Origin of the sequence: Miltoncostaea oceani (assembly GCF_018141545.1) — a bacterium.
In the GTDB taxonomy this organism is placed as follows: Bacteria; Actinomycetota; Thermoleophilia; order Miltoncostaeales; family Miltoncostaeaceae; genus Miltoncostaea; species Miltoncostaea oceani.
Map to the genome: position 1 here is coordinate 146,574 of NZ_CP064357.1, position 12,183 is coordinate 158,756.

General features: G+C 70.0%; 14 protein-coding genes. 4 read left to right on the top strand and 10 right to left on the bottom strand.

All coding sequences use genetic code 11. The features are described from left to right. The first annotated feature begins 116 nt into the window (after nt 1-116). Nucleotides 117-1,595, top strand: coding sequence for a hypothetical protein (locus tag IU369_RS19440; RefSeq protein ID WP_217924890.1), 1,479 nt, complete (start codon nt 117-119; stop codon nt 1,593-1,595). Between the two features lie 263 nt (nt 1,596-1,858). On the opposite strand, the gene IU369_RS19445 is transcribed toward IU369_RS19440, so the two are convergent. From IU369_RS19445 to IU369_RS19455, 3 genes are all read right to left on the bottom strand, one after another. After that, the gene (locus tag IU369_RS19445; RefSeq protein ID WP_217924891.1) at nt 1,859-2,233 is read right to left on the bottom strand and encodes a hypothetical protein; all 375 of its coding nucleotides are present in this window, start codon (nt 2,231-2,233) and stop codon (nt 1,859-1,861) included. 482 nt (nt 2,234-2,715) lie between these two features. After that, a complete protein-coding gene (locus tag IU369_RS19450) occupies nt 2,716-4,128 on the bottom strand; it encodes an RNA-guided endonuclease TnpB family protein (RefSeq protein WP_217924892.1) in 1,413 nt (470 codons plus the stop codon). 58 nt (nt 4,129-4,186) lie between these two features. Then, nucleotides 4,187-4,963: an IS5 family transposase gene (locus IU369_RS19455; RefSeq protein WP_217924893.1), complete on the bottom strand. Its 777-nt coding sequence runs from the start codon at nt 4,961-4,963 to the stop codon at nt 4,187-4,189. A gap of 267 nt (nt 4,964-5,230) precedes the next feature. Between IU369_RS19455 and IU369_RS19460 the strand changes: the two genes are divergently transcribed. Next, the gene (locus IU369_RS19460; RefSeq protein ID WP_217924894.1) at nt 5,231-5,497 is read left to right on the top strand and encodes a hypothetical protein; all 267 of its coding nucleotides are present in this window, start codon (nt 5,231-5,233) and stop codon (nt 5,495-5,497) included. 28 nt (nt 5,498-5,525) lie between these two features. Here the strand turns inward: IU369_RS19460 and IU369_RS19465 are convergent, their stop codons facing one another. Together IU369_RS19465 and IU369_RS19470 are read right to left on the bottom strand one after the other, a co-directional pair. Next, entirely contained in the window at nt 5,526-5,927 is a 402-nt protein-coding gene (locus IU369_RS19465) for a hypothetical protein (RefSeq protein ID WP_217924895.1), read from the bottom strand. Between the two features lie 338 nt (nt 5,928-6,265). Next, nucleotides 6,266-7,465 carry a hypothetical protein gene (locus IU369_RS19470; RefSeq protein WP_217924896.1) on the bottom strand — a complete coding sequence of 400 codons (1,200 nt, stop codon included), beginning with the start codon at nt 7,463-7,465 and terminating at the stop codon, nt 6,266-6,268. Nucleotides 7,466-8,135: 670 nt separating this feature from the next. Here IU369_RS19470 and IU369_RS19475 point away from each other — a divergent pair. Continuing rightward, nucleotides 8,136-8,366, top strand: a complete 231-nt coding sequence (locus IU369_RS19475) for a hypothetical protein (protein ID WP_217924897.1) — start codon at nt 8,136-8,138, stop codon at nt 8,364-8,366. Between the two features lie 100 nt (nt 8,367-8,466). Here the strand turns inward: IU369_RS19475 and IU369_RS19480 are convergent, their stop codons facing one another. Continuing rightward, the gene (locus IU369_RS19480) at nt 8,467-8,610 is read right to left on the bottom strand and encodes a hypothetical protein (RefSeq protein WP_217924898.1); all 144 of its coding nucleotides are present in this window, start codon (nt 8,608-8,610) and stop codon (nt 8,467-8,469) included. 533 nt (nt 8,611-9,143) lie between these two features. Then, entirely contained in the window at nt 9,144-9,455 is a 312-nt protein-coding gene (locus IU369_RS19485; RefSeq protein WP_217924899.1) for a hypothetical protein, read from the bottom strand. Nucleotides 9,456-9,628: 173 nt separating this feature from the next. Here IU369_RS19485 and IU369_RS23440 point away from each other — a divergent pair, with 173 nt between their 5' ends. Continuing rightward, nucleotides 9,629-10,000: a DUF6283 family protein gene (locus IU369_RS23440; protein WP_246551650.1), complete on the top strand. Its 372-nt coding sequence runs from the start codon at nt 9,629-9,631 to the stop codon at nt 9,998-10,000. A 32-nt stretch (nt 10,001-10,032) separates the two neighbouring features. Here IU369_RS23440 and IU369_RS19495 read toward each other — a convergent pair whose 3' ends face one another. From IU369_RS19495 to IU369_RS19505, 3 genes are read right to left on the bottom strand one after another with little or no spacing between them, the layout of a single operon-like run. Beyond that, entirely contained in the window at nt 10,033-11,250 is a 1,218-nt protein-coding gene (locus IU369_RS19495; RefSeq protein WP_217924900.1) for a type II toxin-antitoxin system HipA family toxin, read from the bottom strand. After that, complete coding sequence (locus IU369_RS19500; protein WP_246551652.1) at nt 11,240-11,620, bottom strand: helix-turn-helix domain-containing protein; 381 nt, start codon at nt 11,618-11,620, stop codon at nt 11,240-11,242. The genes IU369_RS19495 and IU369_RS19500 overlap by 11 nt, the downstream gene beginning before the upstream one ends. A gap of 52 nt (nt 11,621-11,672) precedes the next feature. Next, nucleotides 11,673-12,035: a hypothetical protein gene (locus IU369_RS19505; protein ID WP_217924901.1), complete on the bottom strand. Its 363-nt coding sequence runs from the start codon at nt 12,033-12,035 to the stop codon at nt 11,673-11,675. Between the last annotated feature and the right edge of the window lie 148 nt (nt 12,036-12,183).

The window sequence follows — 12,183 nt, forward strand, 5'->3', positions numbered from 1 at the left end:
GCCAGCCGGTCAAGATCGTCCTGACGCGCGCGGGGCAGAGGCCACGCTCGGTCCAACGGCAGGGCACCCTCCTTCGCAACCTCAGTCCCGGTCGTTGGCGCGTCAAGGTCTCACCGGTGACGACGCTGCGGCGTCACCGCTCGGTCCCGCGGGGTGCCCGGGTGCTGCCGCGCCGCGCCGCGTTCACCGTGACGGTCAGGACGCGCAAGACGACGACCCTCCGCGTCGCCTACGGGACCGTCGTCAACCCGGGGGTGATCGCCGCCCCGGCGACGCTCGCCGTGGCGGGGAACCCGCTTCTCCCGGCGTCGATCACCGTCTCCTCCCGATCGACCGCACGCGTTGGCTCGGTGATCCTCTCCGGACCGAGCGTCGACCTGCCGGATGGCCTCGTGGCGAAGGTTGCCCGGGTCTCGGCGGGGAGGGCCGGGACGAAGGTTCTCGGCCTCCAGCATGTGCCGGTCACGAGCGCCGTCCCGGTGATCTCCTACTCGGGTCCGCTCCTTGACCAGCGGGCGCGGACGGCGGCCTTCGGCGCCTATGCGGACCTCAAGGTCAACGGCTCCGACTGCGGGTTCACAGGTGGCTTCGAGCTCGGCGGGTCGTTCACCTTCGGCACCCCGCGGATCGAAGCCGATGTGGATGCCGGCAACTTCGGCTTCGGCGCCCGGGCGAACCTGGTGATTCACTCACGCCCGGAGGCGAACCTGAAGATGGTGACCGCCGCCGGCGTGTTCTGTGAGAAGACGCTCGCGGCTCCGACGGTCGTGGTCGGCTACATCCCCGCTGGCCTGATCCCCGTCCCCGTCTACGTCTCGGTCCCGATGGAGATGCGGGCCGAGGCGACCGCCCAGACGACGATCACGAGCAAGGTCGCTTGGGACATGGCGGTCGGTGTCCGCACGTCGGGGGCCAGAGCAGTGCCGGTCTTCGAGGCGCGCAATCCCTCGATGGACATCAACGTCGCATCCGACTCGGTCACCACCGTCGGCCCTTCTGTCGGCCTCGAGATCGGCCTCGGCGTCCGTTCGGCGGCCAGCATCAACGTCAAGGTCGCCACCGCGGTCGAGTTCACGACCGGCGGCCGCCAGTGCAGCTGGGACTGGACGCTCGGTGAGTTCACCGGCGCGGTCAAAGTCGGGCCTCTCAGCCTGCGCACCCCCGCCGCGGGCGTCGGCTCCCATCGCCTCTGGACCGGCTGTGGCGCATCCACCTTCGCGCCGCCGCCCCCGCCCCCCGAGGCGGGGCCGATCCCGGGCCTGCCTTTCCCGTTCGGCTACCTCGGCTATGGGGAGACGACGAACAGGGTGCGGCCCGAGATCTTCCGCACGGGCCCGAGCAACTGCAGTCCCGGATTCTCAGGCCTCGTCTGGAGCGAGTGGGGGCCGACCCGGGCTGTCGCCACCGGCACGGTCTACTACTGGGATGGCACGGGCTCCTGCCTCACCACTCCGGCTGTGGTGGGCCCAGGGACGGTCGTCCTCTCCGAGCCGAAGACATGCGGGACCGCGGGCCTGGTCTTCACCAAGCTGGTCTTCACGACCCCGGCGCGCGAGGAGACCCACCCTCCGGGCCAATGCCTCCCGCCCGCCTGAGCGGCGCCGACGCCCCGGTTGAGCACTGCGCGCCCGGACAGACTGGGCTGTCCGGGCGCTGGGGCGCGCAGGCAGGGCGGCCCCGTTGCCTGAACAGAGGTCGCCGGCTTAGCTGACCAGCGGTCGACCTGTTCGCGGCTGAGGCGCCTACTCGGGGCAGGGGGCCGACGGGCACAGGTAGTCCCTGTCGAGCGCGTGCCGACCGATTCGGCGCATGCTCCCACGCACCCTGGACGCCAACGTGCGCTGCGAACCCGTGGGGCTCAGGCTGCCGCGGCGAGCCTCTCCGAGAGCAGCCGGAGCTCGAGGCTCGCCTCGTAGACGACGTCCACGTCGGCCGGGCTGACCATGAACTGCGCACCGTCCTGGTCGCTCAGGAGCTGCGAGTAGGGGATGTCCTCGACCCGGCTGACCGTCATCACCGGCGCGTGGGAGTGGGGGGATGAGACGACGAAGACGACCTCGAGCTCGCCCGCGATCGCCATCTCCCGCAGGGACTCGCCGACGATCTCGCGCTCGAAGCCGGTCATCTCGCAGATTCCATCGACGCTGAGCCGGGCGTGGCCATCCCCGACCGCCCTGAGCGCGACGCGACGCGACTCCTCGAACTCGTGGATCTCCTGGAAGATGTCGCTCATCGGGTTGCCTCCATGCGTTGACGGCGGAGCACCTCCGTGGATCCCCACGGCGGCCCCTCATCACTGACGCTACGACGTCTGCGGGCCGAGGCATGCGGCTGATCGGACGGTACGGATACGGCGAGCGGGCCGACCACGAAAGTCTGCTCTGAGCAGTGAAAGTCTCCCGGCGCCGAGGCGATGGTTCGGCGCCGCGCACCATCTCGGACTTACATTGACCGTGTGAGTGGAGCCCTCTTCTGCGGAATCGTGATCGCTGTCTCAGCCACCGCGGTGATCCTTCTGGCCGTCGGCCTTCTGAGTCGCTGCCGGGGCTGGGATCAAGAGGCTGAGGGCCGGCGCCTCGACGAGGCTCTGCGCTCGCAGCGCGACCGCCATTGAGGGAGTCGGGGCTCTCCTAGGCCGCGCGACTCGAGCTGGAGCGGCGGGAGGTTCGCGCGCCCCGCGCGATCGGAGGCTTACGGTCTGTGTATGAACTCTGGCTAGGCCGCGAGCTCTGACACAGCGGCCTTCTCGGCCGTGCCCGCGAGCGGGCTTCTCGTCCGGTCGCCGGGGCGGGCAGGAACGCCAGCGGCGCCCCCGCCCGTGATCCCCGCGGGCGAGCGTTTCCCGTCTCCCGGTACCTCCGGGCGACAGTCGTGCGGTTCGGCATCCAGGGTGATCCGGCCGTCCGCCCACGCGGCGAGGACGGCGGCGGCGTCGGTGTCGCGGTCGGCCGAGTGTCCGCACCCTGAGCAGATGAAGGTGCGCTTGGAGAGCGCAAGCGCCGGGCCGACCTCGCCACAGTGAGAGCAGGCTCTGGTCGAGGGCAGCCAGCGCGGCGCGCGGATCATCTCGCCTGAGCGCCAGGCGAGCTTGTAGTCGAGCTGGCGTTCGATCTCGCCCCAGGCCGCGTCCGAGATGGCGCGTGCGAGGCGGGTCCGGACGAGGCCCCGGATGCCGAGGGTCTCAACGCAGATCCGGCCGTGGGTCTTGGCCAGATCGGTGGTGAGCTTGTTCGTGAAGTCGTTGCGCTGGTCGCGCACCCGCTGGTGGAGGCGGGCCATGCGCCGGCGGGCCTGCTCGCGCCGACGGGAGCCGCGCCGGCGGCGCGACAACACGCGGTTCGCCCGGCGTAGCTGGCGGAGCGCGCGGGTGAGGTGGCGCGGGTTCTCGACCCGGACGACCTCCGCGCCGTCGGCGGTGGCGCCGACCACGAGCGCGGTGAGGCCGCGGTCGAGGCCGACCGCCGGCCCGCCGCCCTGGTGGTGGTGGGCCTGGTGGAGCGGAGGACAGGCGAGCGTGATCGCCACCACGAGGCGCCGGCCGTCGCGGCGCAGGGTGGCCTGCAGCGGCCGCGCGCCACGGCGCATGAGCCGGCGCACCCGCCGGGTGTCCTCGCGCACGCGGACCACGCCGATCCGCGGCAGCTTGACGACGCGGGCCGCGTCGCCGCTTCCGACCTGCACCGATCGGCGGTTCTTGGCCCGAAAGCGACAGCTCTCGGCGGTGCGGCCGCGCTTCTTGAAACGCGGGAAGCCCATGCGGGCGCCTTTCCGGGTGCCGTTGCGCGACCCGGAGACCGCCCCGAGCGCCCGACCGAGATCCACGCAGGCTTCCTCCATCACGCCCTGATGAACCTCGTCCCGCCAGGGCAGCCCATCGGGTGATCCCGCCTCGGACGATCGCTTCCAGGCGTTGAAGGCGTTGATGATCGAGAAGGGCGTCCAGGGCACCTCGGCGGTGGCGTCCGTCTCCCGGGCATCGAGCGCGTCCTTCACGAGCCGCAGGGCCTGATTCCAGGCGAAGCGCGAGGCGCCCAGGTGGCGGGCCATCAGCTCGCGCTGCTCTGGCGTCGGCTCGAGCGTGAAGCGGAAGCTCGCGGTGCGCCAGTCGTCGGGGAGCTTGGCCGCCATCGCCTGCAAGTATTGGCAGGTTCCCGGACGGCACGAGCCCCTTCCCCGTACCGCCTCGCTACGCCAGCACGCGCCCCAGCAGGTAGTGGCAGGCGGCGATCTCCATCCAGGCCCGGGCACTCGCAGCCGACCCCTCATACGACCGCGACAGGCGGCGCCAACGGCCGAGGCGCGCGAAGGCGTCCTCGATCCGCCAGAGCGGGCGCAGCGGCGTGAAGCGCGAGGCGCCCTTCGGCGGTGCCTTGATGTCGAGGGCGATGCCGCGGCGTGCGCACATCGCGGCCAGCCCGCGGTAACCGCGGTCGGCGATGATCGCGCGCACCGACGGCATCGCGTCGAGCACCGTCTCGAGGAGCTCGCCCGCGGCGCGGACATCGTGCGGCCGGGCCGAGTCGACTCGCACGGCCACAGGCGATCCGGTGATGTCGAGCAGGAGGGTGCGCTTCGCGCCGTTGGTGCGGCCGCCGTGGCCGCCCGGCTCGTGGAACGACGGGCCGGCGCGGCCCCCGCGGGCGACCTGGGCGTCGACCACCAGCATCGAGGGGTCGAGCGTGCGGCCCTTCATCAGCCGCGCGATCTGACAAAGGCGCGTGAGCAGCTTGGCCCACACGCCGGTATCGCGCCAGCGCCGGAACTGCTGCCAGACGGTCCCCCAGGCGGGATACTCCGACGGCAGGTAACGCCACGGCGAGCCGGTGCGGGCGAGGTAGAGGATGGCGTCGCAGATGGCCCTGCGAGACACGGCAGGCGGACGGCCGCGCCGGCCCGCAGGGGACTCCAGCACGTCGCAGATGAGGCGCCACTCGTCATCGGTGAGGTCGCTCGGATAGGCCATACGCACCGTTTGTAGCGGTGCGGTGGCCAAGATCCCTGATCGGTACCCGGATCAGTTCAAACACAGGCCCTGAGCCTCAGGGCCATGACGATCCGCTCCCGCATCCTCCCCGCATGTCTCGCCTGCTGCCTCGCTCTCGCCGCGGGCGCCGGATGTGCTTCACCTGGAGACGAGGCTCCTACGGCGCCGACCAGCCCCGCTCCGTCCGCCGCTCCGCCTGCCGGGGTCGTTCCGGAGGCTGTCGAGCGTCTGCAGATCGCCGACGCGATGCGGGCCGCCTACCTGACGGCGAACCTCACCCAGATCCAGGAGGGCGCCTACCCCGCGTCAGGGGAGATGGCCGAGCTCCTCGGTGCGTCCGAGCCGGCGTTGGCCTTCGCGGCGATGGAGAGGCGGGGCGACTCCCCGACACGGCCCGGCGTCATCGGGGTCTGGACGGACGGTCGCGGGGCCCTCGTCCTGAGCGCGATCACGCCATCGGAGCAGGAGATGCGCCTCGTCGTCGACGACGGCGCCCTGACCAGCAACTCCTAGCTCGGTCTCGTTCCCACCCAGGAGCCGCTCAGCCGGTGTAAATCACGAAGTGCCATCGAATGGTCCGCGAGCCGGATACACAGACGCCGTCATCGATGGGCGTTCCCGACCGGGCCCGCACGCGGCAGGAGAAACCTCTGATCTGTGCAGGTCGATAGGCGCCGCTGTCGCGGTCGTAGTTGTGGAAGATCCTCAGGATGCTCTTGGCGGCGGGACAGGCCACTCGAGTGGTACGGATGTTCTCGGCCCGGTCGCCGTAGCGACGATCCGGCCGGAAGGCGCTGCAGCGCCGAACCGCGGTCGCTGTCTCACTGGCCCAGTCGCCGTGTGCGGCGGCATTGGATGAAGCGGACGAGCCCGGGATCTGGGCAGGATCAGCACTGAGCGCCTGTCCTGAGCCAGCTGCGAGCAAGGTCAATGTGACGGCCACGACGGAGAGCCCTCCGCACCTCCGCGTCCCTCTGCGCGTCGGACTCCAGGCAGGCGAGTGGGCGAGTCTTCTTCCCTCCGCCGATCCGCGGCGTCCAGTCCGGTCGTCCCTCTGTGGCTGCGGTTGGCCCCCCGCTGCGTCCTGGGTGGCCTGGTCTGGGTTCACGAGGCCTTCGACGGTCGAGATGATGTTCTCCTCACTCTGATGATCGTGCTGGCGGCCCCTGTGCACTTCGGGCCCGCCGCGAGCCCTTCTCCGGTAGTTCGTGCCGGGATCAGTCCGGACGCCTTGCCACGAGGACCCGTTTCGGCGGGGAGCCGAGCGACCTCGATCGTTCCTCAGGAGACGAAGAGACTGCCCTGGCCTGTGCCAGAGACGTTGTTGGTCAGGTTGTCAGCGCGAATGCGCACCGTGTACGAACCGCCCGGGTAGCGGTCGGGGAGACTGAACGTCACCGAGCTGCACATTCTCGTCTCGGCGGTCTGTTGCGTGGTGCTTTCGACCACTACACCCGAGGAATCGATCATGTCGAGGGTGAACAGCATGGTGTTCACCGCCCCTGGGGTGCGGTCGCAGAAGTCCCCCCGGACCACCAGTGTGGAGCCTTGATCGGTTCCCGCCACCGACGAGAAGACGGCCCGGCTGTAGGAGGGGTCGGCCTCGCGCTGGCGGGCTGTGTCGGCTTGCCGGCGGGCGTCGGCCGCAGCGGCAGCTTCAGCCGCGGCGGCTGCGATCGCCGCCTGGGTGGCGCTGCGAAGGCCCGCGGTGTCTGTCAGATCGGTCGTCGTGATCGCGTCCGGCGCGGTCGGAGCTAGACGAAAGAACCCTCGATACGAGGCGAGGGTCTGAGCCCCGGCTTTCCGGGCGCGGTTGATCGCTTGAACCTTGCTCTGGGAGGGCTGGCCCGACGAAGCACGCCCCAGGGCGACCAGGTATCTGCGTTGGCTCGCGGCCGCGGTGATCAAGGCCCGATGGGCGGGCCGATCGGGCTCAGCCACCGAGACCCGCGCCACGGATCGTCGGGCGGTCTCGACAACCTCGAGCTGGCGCTCCACGGTCCTGTGGAACCCGTTGATGTCACCCGGTTCCGAGACACGAGCGAGGGACGTTCCCGTCGCCACGGCAGATCTCGTCAGTTGGTCCAGGGGGCGCCTGACCAGAGTGGGATAGCCCCCCTCGGCCGCGGAATCGGCGTCGGCCGCCAAACTCTCCGGCTCATCTCCTCCCGAGAGGAGGAGGATCGCGCCAATCACGACGAGCCCGATCACCGCCGCGGTCAGGAACGCCCCCCAGGTAGGAAGGGCGGCGATCCGAGCTCTCAATCCCCGCCCCGGCCCGGGGAGGTCGTCGCCCGATCGTCGGGGCGGCGGAGGTGCCGAATCAGGCAGTGACTTGGCGTGAACGTCCACTCGCTCGGTGAGTGCAGCGGGATCGCCCGAGCTGCCCGTCAGGGCCTGCCTCCGGGCCTCGCGGAGTTCGGTGGCGGTTATCTCGCCCGACTCATAGAGGCGATCGAGTAGACGGAGGCGCTCGATCAACGCGCCTTCCCGATCAGATGCTGATCCGGTCTCAGCGGCACCACTCGGGAGAGACGGCGGCGCTTCGTCTCCGCTCGGTCCTTCTGTTCCGTCGCTCATGCGAGAGCCGACGTCAGGATCGCGATCGAGGCCGGAGAAACCCTGTCCGGTTGGCGTCGGCCCCGATTCGCGGGGGCCAGAGAACGCACGTCGAGGGACATCCCAGGTCCCATGGCCAGGTGATGTCGGCCGGAGCCTTCATTGACACCGACTGCGCGGCGCGGGGTGAGATGACTCATTGCTTCCCCTCAGATTCACGGCCATCCGACGGCGACCAACATACCGGGTGGCACGGAGTGAATCGCCTGAACGATGGTCCAGAGTCAGTACTGCATGAAGCGATCTCGAGACCCTGCTCTGGAGGCGGGTGCCGAGAGCCACCGGGACGCGGGCCGGCCGCTCGAGAACGCTCGCGTTCGCTGCCGATGAGGCTGTTCCACCGAGGACCTTCGAAACTCGGGAGGAAGCGCAGGGTCACCTTCAGACGGCGCATCGCATTGCACTGGATTCCCAGTGATGCCCTCGTGGCCGCCCTCTCTTCTTGCCTCGTCGCCCCCGGCGGTGCTGATGCGACCCAGCACGCCCGCCTTATCGTGACTCTGCAGCGATAACCCCGAGGAGAAGGGCGCTGATGAGCGACGAGGCAACGCAGGTCATCCACGTCGAAGTGGAAGAGGCGTCGGTCGTGCGCGTCGTCTACGCCCTCCGGATCCCTTCGGATGCCGACATGGTCGATGTGTATTACTACGCCCTGGCCGAGCAGGCCTCGATGACCGAGGTATCGCGGCGGACGGTCCGCTCCAACTGGGAGGTCATCGCCACCAACCAGGCGCCAGCGTCCCCGGGTCAGACCTCAGGCTGAGGAGAGGAGGGGCGGAGGGCCTGGGCGGTCATCGCCCGGCCGTCCGCCCCGAAGCCGAGGCTCTTCCAGGGACTTTCAGAGATCGCGGGGCGTTTCAGATTCAGGCGGGGTAGCAGTGCCCTCTCTGTGACGCCGATGGCGCGTCGGCGACGACCGCGTCGTTCGAGTAGACGAAGGAGTGGACCCCGATCACGGCTTGTGCGACGCGCCACCCCTGCGGGCCGCGGAAGAAGAGCAGTCGCAAGCGGGCATAGGCACCGCCCTTTGCTGCGGTGGAGCGAAGACATGCCACCCATGCGTAGCGACCGGATGACCGCGGCCGTGCGTCGAAGACCCACTTCTGCGGCACCAGGCCGGCCATTCTCAAGGCAATCCGCGCGCTGCGGGTGGGTGCGGACCTCAGGAACAGGTTCGACGCCCGAGCCAGGTGGGGCGGCCCCGTGAACCGAGCGACAGGCAAGAGCTGTCGGCCCGGATGCCCGCTTGTCGTAGACCGGCCGAGCACTGCGAGGTCTGGAGCCTGCGCTTCGCTCACCGGCGGCTCGAGGGCTCGTGCCTGATCCGGCTGCGAAGCTCCGAGGGCGGCCCCCGTTGCCGTGCCAAGAAGTGCGAGACAGATGACCACTACGCGGCCGATCGAATACATCCTGAGTCTCCTGAGGATTGCGAATAGGCGCGCGCCCGGCCGCTCTTCGAACAGAGCCCAGCTCCTGCGCATCGGTTCGGGGACGCTACACCAGGCTGCGCCCTGGCTGGGGGCGGCGTGAGTGCGTCGGATCAGGCCTCGGGGTGAGCTGAGGAGTGCTGGATGGCCTGAGCGATGATCGCCGCGGCCTGCCTCCAGGCGGCGAGGTTCTCGCGGGTGGCCTCACAGGTCGCCCCTCCCTCGGGGAGGCAGTCCTCGGCGAGCTCCATCCGCCTGATCAGCTCGCCCCGACGGGCGTCGGAGAGGTCCTCGAATCTGATCCGGCCGACAGCGATCTCGAGGTGCTCGGTGAAGGAGCGGACGACCATGGCGATCTCATCGCCGAGGATCCGCCTGGCCGCACGCGCGCCGGCGCTGCGACCGAGGGCATGTCCTACGATCATGGCCCCCGGCAGGAGGAGCAGAGAGCGCCTCAGCCGCACTGACGCACGATCCCCGTGGTCGATGTGGTCCGCATGCGTCAACTAGAGCAGAGGCCGCTCGTTCCCCGCTGGCCTCTCCCGCGATCTTGTTCTGCGCCGGAGTCGCGGGGCTGATCCCGCCATATCCTGATCACATGGCCGAGTCGACGAGAGCCGAACTTCCGCGTTGCGAGCGTCCTTGCCCGAACTGCCCGTGGCGACGCGACACGCCTGCGGGTGAGTTCACCTCGGAGCGATTCACCGAGCTCGAGGAGACGTCTGGGCAGCGAGGTGCGGAGGCGGGCCTCGGCGCCCCGTTGTTCGCCTGCCACATGACCCCTGAGGGTGAAGAGCGGGCCTGCGCCGGTTGGCTTGCGGTCGTCGGTCGTGAGCACCTGGGCGTCCGCCTCGCGGTGATCACCGGGCGCCTCCCCGCCGAGGCACTCGACCCGGGCCCCGGCTGGCCGGAACTGTTCTCGGACTACCGGCAGATGGCCACCGCCCAGGGGCGCCCGCCCGAGGACTGAAGAGTGGCCCGGGGCGGGACGTGGCCGAGCGGCTAGAGCCCCTGCAGTGCGTATCCGCTGGGGATGACGCGGCGGTAGGCCTCGCGCTCTGTCCCGGTCAGCCGGGCCTCATCGCAGGCGTCGTCCCATGCAGTGGTGATCGTGTCGATCTGCCTGTGGGCGATCTCCGCCGCCTCGTCGGGCTTGAGTCCGTAGAGCTGGGCGTAGGGGAGGCAGCCGGCGATGTTGCTGAAGCGGTAGGGGTTGTCGCGCGGGCCGATGGCCATCGCCTGCTTGGCCTCGCCACCTCCGCGCGGGTAGGGGCAGATGTCGTAGGCGGGGGTGAGGGCGAGGCGCTCGCCGTCCCAGAAGGCGGCGTGGTTGCGGGCGTGGTCGTCGGTGTTGCCGCAGAGGATGTTGAAGAGGATCCGGGCGAACAGCTCCCTGCGATCGCGGGTGGGATCCGCGGCGAGCAGGAGCAGGCGCTCGGAGAGCTTGGCGTAGCTGGTGTCGCGCAGGGCGAGCTCCGGCAGGCCGAGGGTGGTGAGGGCGGAGACCATCAGCCGGCGGCGGGCCGTGCCCGGGATCCGGTCGAAGCGTTCGACGAGCAGCACGTCGCGCCCGCCGGCTTGGGTGAGCTCGACGGGGGCGACGTCGAGGCCGCAGCGGGCGGCGAGGCGCATCGCCAGGAACTCGGCGCGGACGACGGGCTGGGTGTCGGTGGGGGTCGAGAACTTGGCGATCAAGGACCGCCCCGTGTCGCGGAGGAGGGCCTTCGGGCGGGCGCCGCCGACCGATGAGCCGGCCTGGAGCGCCGCCTCGAGCTGCGCAGGGACTCTCTCGCCGCTCATCAGGTGGTGGGCGGCGGCCTGGATGTCCTCGAGGTTCAGGGTCTCGTCGCCCCTCGGGACGTACTCCGTGGGAGAGGCCTGGAAGTCGAGGGCGCCGATGCGGTCTGAGCCGGCGTTGACGAGGTAGTCGAGGAGGGGGAGGTCGCTCCCGCGCTGGAGGCGGGACTCGATGACCCGCCGCCCCCACGAGTCCGGGGCAGCGTCGGCGAGACAGCCGGGTGCCTCGAGGTCGAGGATCGGCTCGATCCACTCGTCGATGAGGGGCAGCTCGGGGTCGTAGAGCGCGATCGCGTCGGTGCGCTGCAGATAGTGGCGGCCGTAGTGGAACTCGAGCCGGTCGCCCTTGGTGCGCACCACCCCTGCAGGGACGGGCACCTCGGCGCCCGGCAGCCACACCCAGACGTAGGCCTCAGAAGTCAAGGTCGGGCTCCGCCCCGGGCTCGGCCCGCGGGCGCATCCGACGGCGAAGGAGCGTGTCCTGTGCCGTGCGTGATGCGTCCGAGAGGGACCGCTCGTCCCGGTCGAAGAGAGGCACGCCGACAAGGGCGGCAGCGTGCAGGGCGAGCCCGAGGGAGACGCTCGGGTCGCCGTGCTCGATCTTCAGCAATGTCGCCTTGCTCATCCCCGCCCGCTCGGCGAGCTCCGCCGCCGTCCACCGCCTCTTGAGGCGGCCCTCGCGGACCTGGGCGCCGAGGAGGCCCGTGGCGTCGTAGACGACATCCAGGAAAATCCGCTTCGAGAACATGCGGATCAGGATAGCAGTCCTTATAGGTATAAGGACTAGAATCATGGTTTGACGATCCGCGAACTCAGCCTGTCGACCTGCTCTGCGGGGTGCGCGGCTAGAGAGCGGGCGGCTCGCGGTGAGCTTCATTGCCGGGGGTGCCCCAGGCGGCGCGAGATGCCTGGAACCAGTTCGAGATCAGCTGCCCGGCGGTGCGACGGGTCTCCTCGTCGGCGTCGATCTCCATCCAGGTGAGCTCGACCTCGCGCAGATAGCCGGAGATCTCCCGGGGGGTCATGCCTGCCGCAAGCAGCCCCAGCAGCGTCCGCGCGTAGCTGTCGTATTCCCCCGCGGTGACGGGGAAGGAGTCGCTCACGCCGATGGGGTCCCAGCGCCAGTAGAGGAGCTGGCGCAGCTCGAGGAAGGCGCGCTTCTCCCACTCGGAGTGTTCCTGCGGGCTGAGTAGGGCTGTCATCGGCATCAGATGAGTGTGGCAGTAGGCGCGGGTGTCCCGGCGCCGGACTCGCATTCGCCGCGCACTCCACTCAAGGCCTGGGAAGCGGATGCCTTCGGAGCGTGTAGTTGTTGGCGGGGAGTGTCTGCCGCCCGTCGGCCACCATCAGTGGCAC

Excerpts from the sequence above, each read along its gene's own strand:
- IU369_RS19500 (WP_246551652.1), bottom strand. The coding sequence starts at position 11,620 with ATGATTCTAGTCCTTATACCTATAAGGACTGCTATCCTGATCCGCATG.
- IU369_RS19450 (WP_217924892.1), bottom strand. The coding sequence starts at position 4,128 with ATGGCGGCCAAGCTCCCCGACGACTGGCGCACCGCGAGCTTCCGCTTC.
- IU369_RS19460 (WP_217924894.1), top strand. The coding sequence starts at position 5,231 with ATGCGGGCCGCCTACCTGACGGCGAACCTCACCCAGATCCAGGAGGGC.
- IU369_RS19485 (WP_217924899.1), bottom strand. The coding sequence starts at position 9,455 with ATGATCGTAGGACATGCCCTCGGTCGCAGCGCCGGCGCGCGTGCGGCC.
- IU369_RS23440 (WP_246551650.1), top strand. The coding sequence starts at position 9,629 with ATGGCCGAGTCGACGAGAGCCGAACTTCCGCGTTGCGAGCGTCCTTGC.
- IU369_RS19505 (WP_217924901.1), bottom strand. The coding sequence starts at position 12,035 with ATGCCGATGACAGCCCTACTCAGCCCGCAGGAACACTCCGAGTGGGAG.
- IU369_RS19475 (WP_217924897.1), top strand. The coding sequence starts at position 8,136 with ATGAGCGACGAGGCAACGCAGGTCATCCACGTCGAAGTGGAAGAGGCG.
- IU369_RS19455 (WP_217924893.1), bottom strand. The coding sequence starts at position 4,963 with ATGGCCTATCCGAGCGACCTCACCGATGACGAGTGGCGCCTCATCTGC.
- IU369_RS19445 (WP_217924891.1), bottom strand. The coding sequence starts at position 2,233 with ATGAGCGACATCTTCCAGGAGATCCACGAGTTCGAGGAGTCGCGTCGC.